The following is a 12,752-nucleotide window of genomic DNA, read 5'->3' as shown; positions in this document are numbered from 1 at the left end:
CTAACTTTTTAATCAGCCAGAAATATCAGGTGATTAATGGGACAGTTTAATGTTTTTTTCGAATGGTCAGTAAAACTTGATTCGATATATTGAATCAGTACATCCATCGCTTAACTTAGACGTTTCAACGAGACTGACTCGAATATTAAGGCAAAAATCGTTAAAGTGATGGGCTTTTGCCCAAGAATAACTAAATAATTTAAATCAATAAGTAGCTTAATTCCTATGAAAAACTCCATTATTTCAGCATGTTTATTGACTGTAGCTTTAGCTTCATCTGTTCATGCCTCTGCAATCAAGCAGACTAAAGGTGACTTTGAAGATAAGTTTCGTCAACTTGAAGAGGTGTTACCAACGCCTAACGTATATCGCAATGCCTCAGGTGAACCAGGCGAGCGTTATTGGCAGCAGCAAGTCGATTATAAAATTAAAGTGTCACTTGATGAAAAGCTGCGCCGAATTAACGCTACTGAAGATATTCGCTACCAGAATAATTCGCCCTACCGTTTAAAGTATTTATGGGTACAGTTAGATCAAAACCGTTTCAAAGATGATTCAATTGCTAATATGGCAAATAACTTTGGCGGTATGGGGCGTCGTGGTCCTGTCAATACGGTTGGTGATGCCAACACAGCCACTAAATTAAACCTAAATGAATTACGTGCTATGCACTTTAAGGCTGATAATGAATTAGGTTATGAAATTAAAGCAGTTAAAGACAGTCGAGGTAATAAATTAGCCTTTACTGTGGTTGGCACGCAAATGCGTATCGACTTACCTAAGCCGTTAAAATCAGGTGACGATATTGATTTCACTATTGATTTTGCTTTCAATATTGTTGAAGAGAATGCCGTATCTGCCCGTTCTGGCTATGAAAAATTTGACGATGGCAACGATATCTTCTTGCTTGCGCAATGGTTCCCGCGCCTACACGCCTATACAGATTACGAAGGCTGGAATAACAAAGAATTTTTAGGCCGTGGTGAGTTCACTTTAGAGTTTGGTAACTATGAAGTTGAAATAGACGTACCGGCTGATCACATCGTTTCTTCTACCGGTGTTTTAAGCAACCCGAAAGACGTACTCACTAAAACCCAACGTAAACGTTTAGAAAAAGCAAAAACAGCCAAACGCCCTGTCTTTATTGTGACTGAAGAAGAAGCCTTAGCAAACGAAAAAGAAGGTACTAACAAGCGTAAAACTTGGGTGTTTAAAGCAGAAAACGTACGAGATTTTGCTTGGGCTTCATCACGTACCTTTATTTGGGATGCCAAGGGTTACCAACAAGGTGGCGATAAAATGCCACATGTAATGGCGATGTCTTTCTACCCAGTTGAAGGTGGCGACTTATGGAAGAAGTATTCTACCGAATCGGTTATTCACACCATGGAAGTCTATTCACGTTTTTCATTTGATTATCCTTACCCGACAGCGCAATCAGTGAATGGCCCTGTGGGCGGTATGGAATATCCGATGATCACCTTTAATGGCCCACGTACCGAGTTACAAGATGACGGCGACCGTACTTATTCACAGGCAGAAAAGCGTTTCCTTATCGGGGTCGTTATTCATGAAGTAGGACATATCTACTTCCCTATGGTCGTTAACTCAGACGAACGTCAATGGACTTGGATGGACGAAGGTTTAAACAGTTTCCTTGACGGCGTAGCAGGACGTGAATGGGACCCAACTATCCCTTGGGGCGTTGAGCCGCGTGATATTACCGGCTATATGAAATCGCAATACCAAGTGCCGATTATGACGCAATCTGACAGCATTTTACGTATTGGCCCTAATGCTTATACTAAGCCTGCTGCAGCACTTAATATTCTGCGCGAAGTTATCTTAGGGCGCGAATTGTTTGACTTTGCCTTTAAAGAATACGCTGAACGTTGGATGTTTAAACGCCCTACGCCATCTGACTTTTTCCGTACTATGGAAGAAGCCTCAGGTGTTGATTTAGATTGGTTCTGGCGTGGCTGGTTCTACTCTACCGACCATGTTGATATTTCTATCGATAAGGTTTATCAAATGCGCTTAGACACCCATAACCCAGATATTGATTTTGCTCGTTTACGTGATATTGAAAATGATAAGCCATCATCACTGTTTGTTGAACGCAACAAGGCAGAAGGTAAAGAGTTATGGGTTGATCGCAACCCAGATGTACGTGACTTTTACGATGATAACGATCGCTTCACCGTAACTAACAAAGAGCGCAACAAGTATCAGAAATTCCTTAAAGATTTAAAGCCTTGGGAACGTGAAACTTTAGCGCGCGCCATTGAAGAAGATAAAAACTACTATGTATTGGAGTTCTCTAATCTAGGCGGTTTAGTTATGCCAATATTACTTGAGCTAACTTACGCTGATGGCAGCAAAGAAAACCAGTATATTCCTGCTGAAATCTGGCGTCGTTCGCCTAAGCAGGTACGCAAACTGATTGTTACCGAGAAAGGTAAACAATTAGTCAGTGCTGTGGTTGATCCAGGTTGGGAAACGGCTGACGTAGATGTAGAGAATAACCATTACCCACGTCAGATCATTCCATCGCGTATTCAAGCCTACAAAGCGAAGAAGAGCAAAGACAAAGTTAAGCGCGATATTATGCAAGATATCAAAACTAAGCTTAAAACTGACGATAAAGAAGCGAAGGATAACTAATGGCTAAGCACCTGTTATTACTCTTAATAGGCTGTTTAATGGTGTTGGCAAATCCAGTGTTTGCCCACCAACAAAAAGCCGCTGAAACTACGGTTTTATTTAATAAGCGCTCTGGCCACCTTGAGGTAATGCATCGTTTTTATTTGCACGACACCGAACATGCGGTGCAAAAATTATTTGATAAACATGCTGATATTATTAGCTCAAATAAAACCCAGCAGCAATTTGCCGATTATGTTGCCAAGCAATTTCTTGCCCGCACTTTGGCTGATACAGCAATAACCTTAAATAGTGTCGGTTATGAAGTGGAAGGTAAGTTTTTCTGGGTCTATCAAGACGCTAAGCTACCTAACGAATTAAAAGGTATTAAGCTCTATAACGGCAGCCTACGTGATCTTTGGCCGACGCAAATTAATATGGTAAATATTGAAGGTAAAGGACAAGTAAAAACCTTGTACTTTAGCGATAATAAAGATTGGTTAATCAGTACGTTTTAATAGGCTAATAAGTTATTAAGAGACAACAAAAAAGAAGGGAAATCCCCTTCTTTTTTTTGGTCATCACTTGGCTAGCTTAGCACTATGTTTTATGCAAACCTGAGGTTAAAGAAATACTACTTTTTCTTAATAAAGTCTTTAATTTCTTTTACAGACTTAAATCTCTTATAGCCTGACGCTTCTAACTCTGCATTTACACACTGCAAAATTGCATTTTCTGTATTTTCTTCACCTTGAGCATATTCAACACAATACGCATAAGAGTCTGCAACAAAATCTACACTCACTACTTCTTCTTCAGCCATCACAGTCGTACTCATTAGGATTAAGGCTAATAAAATATGCTTCATACACATATCCTTCTTATATTGTTATTCATTACTTGCTTCTACAAGCTTGTGAAAATTAATCTTGTTATCGCTTGAAGTAAAACTAAAAAATATTATCGGTAAGATAAAAAATTTATTCGCGTCAAAAATGAAAACAAAAAAAAGTAAAATGGCAGCAACTTTCTCTATAAACTTGAGGCAAAACAACAACACTTACTCGCATAATGGCTAAGCTAGTATCATCCCGCATCCCATAGCTAACCGGCACTGAAGCGTATATGAGTAAAAAGCCAGATCGCAGCACAGCAATGAAAAATCTTATTGCAGCAGTGCGCAATGATTTCCCCTTCAATGAGCCAGATGCCAATATCTGTGGCATCTCCTGTATCGGCTGCCCCAAAAAATTACTTGAAATTGTTGATACTGAGTTATGTGACTGGCAAGTAAAACTTGAGGATAATATTACGCCAAGCTTTGGTGAAATCTCTCGACTGGCAAAACTATGTAAAAATGTTAGACGCGGCTTAAAACGCAACGGCTTGGTTGAATAATGGAAAAATCAATCTTTGCTAGCATTATACCAAGTGAAATAATTATTTGACCGATTCAGAGCTATGTCAGGGAGTTGAGAATAAAGCAAATTGATGCCGCTGTAGTCATTCTCCAACCAAGAAATTCCTGAAAAGATGGCTCATAGCAACGGCATGTTTTAATTGTAATTTTTAAAAGAGCCTAAGATAGGCTCTTTTGCTTTTATATTAAAGCTTTTATCAATAAACAAGCTTATCTTAGTTATTAGGCTGACAACCTTTACTAGCCATTCATTATCATATGCACCCATATACTGGCGCCATAACCTAAGGCAATTGCTGGCGTCCATTTTAAATGGCTGAAAAAGGTATATTGACCTCGCGCCTGCCCCATTAAGGCGACCCCCGCTGCTGAGCCGATTGATAATAAACTGCCACCAACACCTGCAGTTAAGGTAACCAATAGCCACTGCATATGTGACATATCAGGATTCATGGTTAATACCGCAAACATAACCGGAATATTATCAACAATGGCTGACAAAACTCCCACCAAAATATTGGCATTGGTAGCGCCCAACTCGCCATACATATAGCTAGACGCAAGACTTAAATAACCTATAAAACCTAAACCACCAACAGCTAAAATAACACCATAGAAAAAGAACAGCGTATCCCATTCAGCATGAGCAATTTTAGCAAAAACATCAAAGTCATATTCATTGTCTTGAGAGCCTGGAGGATTCTCACTGCCGTGCGTCCAAGCTTTTGATTTTTGGCGCAGGTAATAACCATAAAACTTCAAATACGCTAGACCCGTCATCATGCCAAATACGGGCGGAACATGAAGAAAGTTGTGAAAACTTACCGCAGTGATAATAGTAAGTATAAACAAGCCAACAATAGTCAAACCGCCATACTTCATGGCTTTTGTCGATGTTTTTGCTGCTGGCGGAATACCTTGCGGTAAAGCAAATTGCATTATCATTGCTGGGATAACAAAGTTAATCACAGCAGGAATAAAGAGTGAGAAGAACTCAATAAACTCTATAATGCCTTTTTGCCAAACCATTAAGGTGGTGATATCACCAAAGGGGCTAAATGCACCACCGGCATTGGCAGCAACAACCACATTCACACAAGATGTCGCGACAAAACTCGGTTTACCTTTACCTACAGCTAAAATGACCGCGCACATAATAAGTGCCGTTGTTAAATTATCAGCAATGGGTGAAATAAAGAACGCCAGAATACCTGTTAACCAAAACAAGCTGCGGTAGCTAAAACCTTTTGCCACCAAATAATTACGTAAAGCTTCAAACACGCCGCGCTCTAACATGGCATTGATATATGTCATGGCAACAAGTAAGAAAAAGAATAGTTCAGTGTACTCAAGAAAGTTATGTCTTATTGCCACTTCAACACTATGAGGCTGTCCCATACCGCTATAAACTAAGGCAATCAGAAACCAAATAATGCCCGCTGCTAAAATAACAGGCTTAGACTTTCTCAGGTGCAGTTTTTCCTCCAAAATAACTAAGATATAGGCAAGTGAAAAAACGCCTAGCGCGACAGGACCGAGCCAGTGATTTGTTAAATCGATGGTATTTGCCACGCTTTGTGATGCCTGCGCATAAAAAGGCATAGACAGGCCTAACACTAGGCCTAATAAATATTTCATTAAGATGTCTCCAATAAATAACGTTACTTTTTAATTTTGTAAAACGATTATCAACGGATTTCTCTGACACAAAAAAGATGCACAGCCAAAGGGCACAACAAAACCTTAAGTGATGAGCGAATAGTGCAATATGTGATTGAAAATACCGTTGAAATTATTGCGGTGGAGCGCGTATTAAATTACTTGAAACATCATGACTAGCCAGTTGTAGCTGCCATAATCTGTTGTTGAAATCACTTAGTGATAACGGTGGAAATGTGAAGGAAAAGGTAAGAAAGTCACAGTCGCTAGGTTCGCAAGATAAGTTATCTACCGAGTTACTTTGCCCTTCGCTAGCCACAGCCATTTTTACATCTGAAAATAGCTCGCTATAGCTATTCTTATCTGCTGCCGTTAGCGCGCTAGCATGTAAAAATAAGCAAAGTAATAAAAACTCTAGTATCGCTTTCAACTGCAAGTGCTCGATAAAGTGCTAATGGGCTTAGCCATGCTTTTAACTATGACATAACGCTTGGTATGAAGTGATACCAAGATGCAGTATTATCACGCTAATCGCCCAGTGATGCAATGAGTTCCTGTCGAGTATTCTCAAGAGTAGGGTCAGACTTATCAGTCAAGTTCGGGTGCCTTAATCTTACTTTCGCGAATGGCATTAAGCTTAATTTCTCTTTGCGTTACCAAGTGCTTTTTCGCCAAATTAGCGCCAAGTCGATAACCAACATAAGCAACCAATATCCAAGCAATAAAGTTTGGCGTATCAAACACATCTGGCCAATAGGTAAACCAAATAGCCGCGGCAACCATATTTTTAATAGCATCAACAAACATATTAATTAAAGAATCTAGGGTAAATAAGGCGGCAATATCATGCCAACCAGTCACCCCCAGCCAAAAGTTGCTAAATTGCAGTAACTCGATGATGATAAAAGTTAATAGTGCCACTAAACCATAAAAGCCGCCGCCAAAAGATATCCATTTCGAGTGAAAATAGCGTAGCTCTTTTTTGTTCTTTCTCGATAAACTGACATATTCTTGATTATGCTTTTTAAAAGCATCTTCTATGGCGATATCTGTTGTTAAATAGCCATTTTTATAGGCGTAATACATCATAACAAAGCTAAATGCGCCAACTGGGATGCCTACAAACAAAATAGCTTTAATGATATCAATTAGCATTTTTACACATCATCCTAATGGGTCGAATTAAACCAGTGTAATCGATAGAGTTGATAAAATATAGCCTGCACAGCAAGTAAGGTGTAGCGCAGCAACTAGCCTTGCCACAGTACTACTGATGACAACGCTTAATTTCATCAATCACCGCATTAGCTAACGGTGATATGGCATGATTTTTTGATGAAATAAGCACTACAGGAATTTGGTACGAGTATTTCTCTGGCAAAATTGATCGAAACAAGCCTTTATCAACCCAATGGTTGGCATAATGCTCAGGCAAATAACCGATAAACTCACCTGACAAAATAAGATGAGCAATGCCCTCATCGTGATAAGCAGTGGCCGTATTTTGGTAATTCAAGCCATCGTTACGTACTTCTTTATCGCGCATATAATTACTGGTGATCACTTCCGATGTTTCAAGTAACTTAGCTATTTGTGATGGCTGACAATTAAATAACGGGTGTCCTTGGCCGCAATATAAGTAATTAGTTTCATTATGCAGAGGGTAATACTCTAAACCACGTAAATGATGGCGACTCACGCCTAAACCGACCAAAGATCGACCATTAGCGACAGCAGTCTCCACTTCTCGCGCTTCACATACATTGATATCAAACTGAATGTTATCGCCTTTGGCTTTAAGGGATGAGATAACTTTAGCAATACCGCAACGAGGATCACTGACTAAAGTATCGATAGTGGCAATCGTTATTCGCCCTGACAATTCATTTTTTGCACTCGCTACAGTACTCGCAAAAGCCTCGCATTGCTGTAATAGCTCAAGCGATGCTTGATAGGTAACTCGCCCAGGCTCAGTGAGCTCAAAGCCACTTCTGCCACGTTTACACAACTTAACGCCTAAACGTACTTCTAAGTCCGATAAATGCGAACTTATGGTCGAACGACCAATATTTAAGCGCGATTCCGCGGCAGATAAACCGCCACATTCCACAATTGCGACAAAAATACGTAATAAGCGTAAGTCTACGTCATGAATCTGCATACTTTACCCGCCCTATAGTTTGATAAAACCGGAATGAATTACGATAATTATGCATCTATAAAACATCTAGAACAAGCTAGAATAAATAAATCATAAGTAAAGCATACAGATTTTAGGAGCATTAAGATGACCTTTAACTATGGTATTGACCATCTAGATGTTGATATTGTCAACGGTATTGCCAGTGGCGATATCAAAGCAGAACTAAGCCAAGAAGCAATAGATAAAATTAATACTAGCCGAGCGCGCGTTGAAAAAATGGCTGCCTCAGACAAAGCCGTTTATGGTATTAATACTGGCTTTGGCCCACTATGTGATACGCAAATTACCCCAGAAGAAACCAATCTTTTACAAAAAAACCTGTTAATCACCCACGCGGTTGGTGTTGGCGAGCCGATTGCCAAAGCGATTTCAAAATTAATGCTTATCACTAAAGTACACGCATTAAGCCAAGGTTTTTCCGGTATTCGTCTTGAAACCGTGCAAAGAATGTTAACCTTTATTGAGCTTGACCTAATTCCAGTAGTGCCAGAGCAAGGCTCTGTAGGCGCATCAGGTGATTTAGCACCACTTTCTCATTTATTCTTACCTTTATTAGGTGAAGGTGAGTTTTGGCTTACTAAAGCAGGAGAAGGCGATAAAATTGTACCTGCTGCGCAAGCACTAAAAGAACACAACCTGGAGCCTATGGAGCTGCACGCCAAAGAAGGCTTAGCATTAATTAACGGCACGCAATTTATTTTATCGCATGCCATTACTGCCTTAACTAAAATGCGCTACTTACTTGATTTAGCAGATTTAACTGGTGCTATGAGTATTGAAGGTATGCAAGGTAGCGAGCAACCATTTAGAGCGGAATTACATGCCACTCGCCCATTCGTGGGTAACCTTGAAGTAGCAAGTCGCATGAGAAGCTTCTTCAAAGGCTCACAAAATATGGCAGCTCATGAAGAATGTGATCGCGTACAAGACCCATACTCACTGCGCTGCATTCCACAGGTACACGGCGCTTCACGCAATGCCTATAACCACTTAAAAGAGCTTACTGAAATTGAAATGAATTCAGTAACCGATAACCCCATAGTTATCAGCGCTGAAGAAGCTATTTCTGGTGGTAGTTTCCACGGTCAACCACTGGCAATGGTGCTAGATTACGCTTCAATTGCGGCAGCTGAGCTAGGTAATATTTCTGACAGACGTTGTTACTTATTACTGGAAGGTTTACACGGTTTGCCTCGCCTACTCACTACCTCTGGTGGTTTAAATTCGGGCATGATGATCCCTCAATATGCTACCGCAGCTTTAGTAACAGAAAACAAATCACTATGTTTTCCACCATCGGCTGATAGTGTGCCAACCTCTATGGGTCAAGAAGATCATGTCTCTATGGGTAGTATTTCTAGCCGTAAACTTAACCAAATCTTAGGTAACTTAGAGAAGATTTTTGCCATTGAACTAATGTACGCGGCACAAGCAATTGACTTTAGACGTCCAAACAAGTGCTCAGAGATTATTGAGCAAAACTTTGCCATTATCAGAGCAAAAGTCGCTAAGCTAGAAGAAGATAGACTACTCAAACCAGATATTGATGCCATTATTGCATTAGTTAAATCACAAGCCTTCAATGTTAATGTAAATGCCGACGCCGCTGTAGACTAAGGGGAGACTTTTATTATGGAAACCGTATTAAACTTTCAAGCACAAATAAAACAGGGTATCCCAAGCGAGTTACCAGCAGCAAAACCGTACCCTGCTGATGCTAACCGCGCGCCAAAACGTAAAGATATTCTTAGCGTTGAAGAAAAGCTATTAGCAGTACGAAATGCACTACGTTATTTCCCTAAAGCCTGGCATCAAGAGTTAGCAGTGGAATTTGCCCAAGAGCTTAAAGATTTTGGCCGTATTTACATGTATCGCTTTAAGCCAAGCTATAACATGAAAGCGCGCTCAATTGCCGATTACCCTGCAAAGTGCCAACAAGCTGCTGCCATTATGCTAATGGTTGATAACAACTTAGATCCAGCCGTCGCTCAGCACCCTGAAGAATTAATCACTTATGGCGGTAACGGTGCCGTGTTCCAAAACTGGGCACAGTACTTACTAGCGATGAAGTATTTAAGTGAAATGGAAAGCGACCAAACTTTACATATTTACTCAGGTCACCCTATGGGCTTATTCCCATCATCTGTTGATGCTCCACGTGTGGTTGTCACTAACGGTATGATGATCCCGAACTACTCTCAGCCAGATGATTGGGAGAAGTTTAACGCACTAGGTGTTACTCAATACGGTCAAATGACTGCTGGCTCATTTATGTACATTGGCCCGCAAGGCATAGTACACGGCACCACCATTACGGTAATGAACGCATTCCGCAAGGTGTTCGCAGCCCAAGGAAAGAAAGATGAATCACCGAAAGGTAAAATCTTCCTTACCGCAGGTTTAGGCGGCATGAGTGGCGCACAACCTAAAGCGGGTAATATTGCTAACTGTATTACCGTGTGTGCAGAAGTAAATGCTCATGCTGCAACTAAGCGTCATCAGCAAGGTTGGGTTGATGAACTTATCGATAATATGGATGAGCTAGTTGCCCGTGTTCGCACAGCTCAAGCCAATGAAGAAGTCGTGTCTATTGCTTACATAGGTAACGTAGTTGATGTTTGGGAAACTTTTTACGAGCAAGAGATTTTCGTACACTTAGGCTCAGACCAAACCTCGCTACATAACCCATGGTCAGGTGGTTATTACCCGGTTGATATCTCTTATGAAGAGTCAAATCGACTAATTCGTGAACAGCCAGAATTATTTAAAGAAAAAGTACAAGCAACGTTAAGACGTCATGCTGACTCAGTGAACAAGCATGCTGCCCGTGGTACCTACTTCTTCGATTACGGTAATGCCTTCTTACTTGAAGCATCTCGTGCTGGTGCTGAAGTAATGAGCGATAACGGTATTGATTTTAAATACCCGTCATACGTTCAAGATATTTTAGGCCCTATGTGCTTTGACTATGGTTTTGGTCCATTCCGCTGGGTATGTGCTTCAGGTAACCCTGATGATTTAGATAAAACCGATGCTATCGCCGCACGTGTGTTAGAAAAAATCATGGCTGATTCACCTGAAGAAATTCAGCAGCAAATGCAAGATAACATCACCTGGATTAACGACGCTAAGCAAAACAAGCTCGTTGTTGGCTCGCAAGCACGTATTCTTTACGCCGATGCACAAGGTCGTATGGAAATTGCCAAAGCCTTTAACGATGCCATTAACGCCGGCGAAATTGGCCCTGTTGTGCTAGGTCGTGACCATCACGATGTTTCAGGTACAGATTCACCGTTTAGAGAAACATCTAACATTTACGATGGCAGCCGCTTTACCGCCGATATGGCGATTCACAATGTTATTGGTGATAGCTTTCGCGGTGCTACTTGGGTATCAATCCACAATGGTGGTGGCGTTGGCTGGGGTGAAGTTATCAATGGTGGCTTTGGTATGTTACTTGATGGCTCAGAAGCTGCGGAGCGTCGCTTAAAATCTATGTTACTGTTTGACGTAAACAATGGTATCGCCCGTCGTAGCTGGGCACGCAATGAGGAAGCAAACTTTGCCATTAAACGTGAAATGCAGCGTACACCTAAGTTAAAAGTCACTTTAGCGAATCTAGTTGAAGATGATATTTTAGATAACTTATCTTTCTAGTCAGTTAAGCTTATAACTTGCTTTAGAGCTAGCCTTGTTATTTAGGCTAGCTCTTGTATTTTCCTGACTTTCCTTTCGATAAAGCTAAGAATACAGTCTACTCACAAAAACTCTGAAATGTTCTTTGTGGACTCCCTTAGGCTCTACCCCCCTTTTATTCACTTTTATCTGCAGTTGAGAGTACAAACCATATGACTTCCTCCTGTCATGACACAAGAAGTCGAACATGTTTTGCCCGGTTGGTAACTACCAACATAACTATAGTTGCCCACATAATCCATATAATTTTGAAAGTCTACATAGTGCCCAGGACCTACTATTGAGAATTGACCTGTGGCTTCTGATTTCAATGCAGGGATATTATTATTCGCGCAATCTCTAGCAGCTGAGATATCAAAGCCACTTTTATTTGAATTAATCGTTACTTTAACCCATGAACCATCATTAAAGGGCAGTGTCACTAATTCTTTCTTTAAAAATTTGATACCTAAATTCCCACTAATAAACTTAGCGTCAACTCCTACTTGTAAACTGTCAACCGTAGCGGAATAAGACGATTTATGCATTTGATAGTTATGATTTTGCCCAACCAAGGCATCAAAAACATTATTCCTATAACTACTATTACTCATAAAGTTATATGCATTATTACCTGAGCTGTTTTCACAATTACTAGTAGCGTTAGTGTAGCTTGTTGCATTTTTGGTTATTGTTTGAGGAATCCCTGCAATACTGTCTAGTGGAATAACTAGACCAGGGTAACTTGCTTTGAGGTTACCAATAAACGTATTTTTATACTGAATCGTGTCATTGAAGTAATCTGCAACATTGTTTGGCAAACTACGTTCCTTTGCTGTCACCACTTCAATTTCATCGTCTTGTATTTGAAGCCTAACATCATAGACTTTAATAGTTGAGGAAACAGTATCTAAAACGGCAACGGTAGAATTTCTAATGACATCCTCTGCTTTGCTTTTCATTTGTTGAGCAGAGCAATTATCACATTGTTTGATATATAAAGGTAGTTGAGTCGCGTTTACATGCGCAGCAAATAAAAAAAATGCCAGCAGGCCAGTATAAATGAAGAGTTTTTTCATAATTAATTCCTTTTAATTTTTTGATTACATCATTGTATCGACGATATCTAATCATAAATATATATCATAATCA

Annotated in this window: 11 protein-coding genes; 5 read left to right on the top strand and 6 right to left on the bottom strand. The window is 40.2% G+C overall.

All coding sequences use genetic code 11. From position 1 onward, the window contains the following. The first annotated feature begins 225 nt into the window (after nt 1-225). Nucleotides 226-2,664, top strand: coding sequence for a M1 family metallopeptidase (locus tag EMK97_RS14410; RefSeq protein ID WP_130603348.1), 2,439 nt, complete (start codon nt 226-228; stop codon nt 2,662-2,664). Beyond that, nucleotides 2,664-3,161, top strand: coding sequence for a DUF6702 family protein (locus EMK97_RS14405; protein ID WP_130603346.1), 498 nt, complete (start codon nt 2,664-2,666; stop codon nt 3,159-3,161). Before EMK97_RS14410 ends, EMK97_RS14405 begins: the two co-directional genes overlap by 1 nt. A gap of 116 nt (nt 3,162-3,277) precedes the next feature. Here EMK97_RS14405 and EMK97_RS14400 read toward each other — a convergent pair whose 3' ends face one another. Next, on the bottom strand, nt 3,278-3,511 hold the full coding sequence (locus tag EMK97_RS14400) for a hypothetical protein (RefSeq protein WP_130603344.1): 234 nt from the start codon (nt 3,509-3,511) through the stop codon (nt 3,278-3,280). Between the two features lie 257 nt (nt 3,512-3,768). Between EMK97_RS14400 and EMK97_RS14390 the strand changes: the two genes are divergently transcribed. After that, nucleotides 3,769-4,041: a hypothetical protein gene (locus EMK97_RS14390; protein ID WP_130603340.1), complete on the top strand. Its 273-nt coding sequence runs from the start codon at nt 3,769-3,771 to the stop codon at nt 4,039-4,041. A 262-nt stretch (nt 4,042-4,303) separates the two neighbouring features. On the opposite strand, the gene nhaD is transcribed toward EMK97_RS14390, so the two are convergent. The 4 genes from nhaD to EMK97_RS14370 all read right to left on the bottom strand — a co-directional run bounded on the left by nhaD (nt 4,304) and on the right by EMK97_RS14370 (nt 7,883). Further along, nucleotides 4,304-5,701 carry a sodium:proton antiporter NhaD gene (gene nhaD, locus EMK97_RS14385; RefSeq protein WP_130603338.1) on the bottom strand — a complete coding sequence of 466 codons (1,398 nt, stop codon included), beginning with the start codon at nt 5,699-5,701 and terminating at the stop codon, nt 4,304-4,306. Between the two features lie 154 nt (nt 5,702-5,855). Next, the gene (locus tag EMK97_RS14380; protein ID WP_130603336.1) at nt 5,856-6,152 is read right to left on the bottom strand and encodes a hypothetical protein; all 297 of its coding nucleotides are present in this window, start codon (nt 6,150-6,152) and stop codon (nt 5,856-5,858) included. Between the two features lie 158 nt (nt 6,153-6,310). Further along, nucleotides 6,311-6,877 (bottom strand): hypothetical protein, encoded by a 567-nt coding sequence (locus EMK97_RS14375; protein WP_130603334.1) that lies wholly within the window; start codon nt 6,875-6,877, stop codon nt 6,311-6,313. A gap of 112 nt (nt 6,878-6,989) precedes the next feature. Then, the gene (locus EMK97_RS14370) at nt 6,990-7,883 is read right to left on the bottom strand and encodes a LysR family transcriptional regulator (protein WP_130603332.1); all 894 of its coding nucleotides are present in this window, start codon (nt 7,881-7,883) and stop codon (nt 6,990-6,992) included. A 126-nt stretch (nt 7,884-8,009) separates the two neighbouring features. Here EMK97_RS14370 and hutH point away from each other — a divergent pair, with 126 nt between their 5' ends. Continuing rightward, the gene (hutH, locus tag EMK97_RS14365; protein WP_130603330.1) at nt 8,010-9,542 is read left to right on the top strand and encodes a histidine ammonia-lyase; all 1,533 of its coding nucleotides are present in this window, start codon (nt 8,010-8,012) and stop codon (nt 9,540-9,542) included. 15 nt (nt 9,543-9,557) lie between these two features. Further along, nucleotides 9,558-11,582, top strand: a complete 2,025-nt coding sequence (locus EMK97_RS14360) for a urocanate hydratase (RefSeq protein WP_130603328.1) — start codon at nt 9,558-9,560, stop codon at nt 11,580-11,582. Between the two features lie 164 nt (nt 11,583-11,746). Here the strand turns inward: EMK97_RS14360 and EMK97_RS14355 are convergent, their stop codons facing one another. Then, a complete protein-coding gene (locus tag EMK97_RS14355; RefSeq protein WP_130603326.1) occupies nt 11,747-12,679 on the bottom strand; it encodes a hypothetical protein in 933 nt (310 codons plus the stop codon). Nucleotides 12,680-12,752: the final 73 nt, after the last annotated feature.

It is taken from the genome of Litorilituus sediminis, from assembly GCF_004295665.1.
Classification (GTDB): domain Bacteria; phylum Pseudomonadota; class Gammaproteobacteria; order Enterobacterales; family Alteromonadaceae; genus Colwellia; species Colwellia sediminis.
Note: the sequence above shows the minus strand (reverse complement) of the source record. Positions and strands in the feature narration are given on the sequence as shown.

Excerpts from the sequence above, each read along its gene's own strand:
- hutH (WP_130603330.1), top strand. The coding sequence starts at position 8,010 with ATGACCTTTAACTATGGTATTGACCATCTAGATGTTGATATTGTCAAC.
- EMK97_RS14400 (WP_130603344.1), bottom strand. The coding sequence starts at position 3,511 with ATGAAGCATATTTTATTAGCCTTAATCCTAATGAGTACGACTGTGATG.
- nhaD (WP_130603338.1), bottom strand. The coding sequence starts at position 5,701 with ATGAAATATTTATTAGGCCTAGTGTTAGGCCTGTCTATGCCTTTTTAT.
- EMK97_RS14375 (WP_130603334.1), bottom strand. The coding sequence starts at position 6,877 with ATGCTAATTGATATCATTAAAGCTATTTTGTTTGTAGGCATCCCAGTT.
- EMK97_RS14355 (WP_130603326.1), bottom strand. The coding sequence starts at position 12,679 with ATGAAAAAACTCTTCATTTATACTGGCCTGCTGGCATTTTTTTTATTT.
- EMK97_RS14390 (WP_130603340.1), top strand. The coding sequence starts at position 3,769 with ATGAGTAAAAAGCCAGATCGCAGCACAGCAATGAAAAATCTTATTGCA.
- EMK97_RS14360 (WP_130603328.1), top strand. The coding sequence starts at position 9,558 with ATGGAAACCGTATTAAACTTTCAAGCACAAATAAAACAGGGTATCCCA.
- EMK97_RS14410 (WP_130603348.1), top strand. The coding sequence starts at position 226 with ATGAAAAACTCCATTATTTCAGCATGTTTATTGACTGTAGCTTTAGCT.
- EMK97_RS14405 (WP_130603346.1), top strand. The coding sequence starts at position 2,664 with ATGGCTAAGCACCTGTTATTACTCTTAATAGGCTGTTTAATGGTGTTG.
- EMK97_RS14370 (WP_130603332.1), bottom strand. The coding sequence starts at position 7,883 with ATGCAGATTCATGACGTAGACTTACGCTTATTACGTATTTTTGTCGCA.